Annotated in this window: 1 pseudogene; it reads left to right on the top strand. The window is 68.7% G+C overall.

The annotated features are described in order from the left end of the window. Positions 1–18: 18 nt before the first annotated feature. Positions 19–1402, top strand: a pseudogene (locus IEZ19_RS49805) (IS3 family transposase); the annotation flags it as partial.

The following is a 1402-nucleotide window of genomic DNA, read 5'->3' as shown; positions in this document are numbered from 1 at the left end:
GACAGGAGCATCACCCGCATGACCAGCACCAAGCCCTCCGGGCAGGATCCCGCCCCGAAGCCGAAGCGCCGCCGCTTCACCCCCGAGTACAAGCTGCGGATCGTCGCCGAGTACGACACCGCCCCCGCCGGGGACAAGGGCGCAATCCTGCGCCGGGAGCGGCTGTACCACTCGCACATCATCGAGTGGCGCCAGGCCCGGGACGCCGGCGCGCTGGAGAGGCTGACCGACCACCGCACCAGCCCCGCACGGCCGAAGAAGCACCCAGCCGAGGCCGAGAACGACAAGCTGCGCAGGCAGGTGGAGCGGTTGGAGAAGGAGCTGGCGAAGAACCGGGCCGCGGTGGAGGTGCTGGGAAAAGCTGTCGCGCTGTTGGAATCGGTCTCCGACAGCGCGGACTGAACGACGTCCTCGAACACCACCTTCACGCCCTGGTCGAGCAGCTCGCACCGCACGTCGGGATCGTGGCGGCATGCCGTCTGACGGGACGCTCCAGGGCCACCCGTCACCGGCGGCTGAACCCTGCCCCACCCCGGGCGAAGGCGCCGCGTCCGGCGCCGGTCAACGCGCTGTCGGCCGTCGAGCGGCAGGCGGTGCTGGAGCTGATGAACCGGCCCGAGTACGTGGACCTGCCGCCCGCGCAGATCTACGCACGTGAGCTGGACGAGGGTCGCTACCACTGTTCCGAGCGCACCATGTACCGGATCCTGAAGGAGGCCGGGCAGGACGGTGAACGCCGCCGTCAGGCGACCCATCCGCCCCGCGCGATTCCCGAGCTGGTCGCCAACGGACCCTCCCAGGTGTGGAGTTGGGACATCACGCGCCTGGCAGGTCCGGCGAAGGGGATCTGGTTCCACGGGTACGTGATCCTCGACATCTACTCCCGCTACGCCGTCGGCCACACCGTCGAGGCGGCCGAATCCGCCGCACGGGCAGAGGAGTTGATCCGTGAGGCGATCGACCGCAACGGCATCGTGCCGCACACCGTGCACGCCGACCGGGGCACCTCGATGACCTCCAAGCAGGTCTCCCAAATGCTCCTCGATCTCGGCGTGACCCGTAGCCACTCCAGGCCCAGGGTCAGCAACGACAACCCGTTCAGCGAGAGCCAGTTCCGCACCACGAAGTACCAGTCGGACTACCCCGAACGCTTCGATTCCCTCGCCCACGCGCGGGAGTGGATGGATGCGTTCATCTCGCACTACAACCACGTCCACCGGCATTCCGGGATCGGCTACCACACCCCCGCCAGCGTCCACTTCGGCACCGCCGAACTCGTCCGCGAGCAACGGGCAGCCACCCTCACAGTCGCGTTCGAGCAGCATCCCGAACGCTTCAACCGCCGGCCGATGCCGCCGAAGATTCCCCAGCAGGCGTGGATCAACGACCCCGCCCGACGGCG

It is taken from the genome of Streptomyces brasiliensis, from assembly GCF_014647875.1.
Classification (GTDB): Bacteria; Actinomycetota; Actinomycetes; order Streptomycetales; family Streptomycetaceae; genus Streptomyces; species Streptomyces brasiliensis.
The sequence above is the reverse complement of the archived record's forward strand: the minus strand, read 5'-3'. Positions and strand labels throughout refer to the sequence as shown.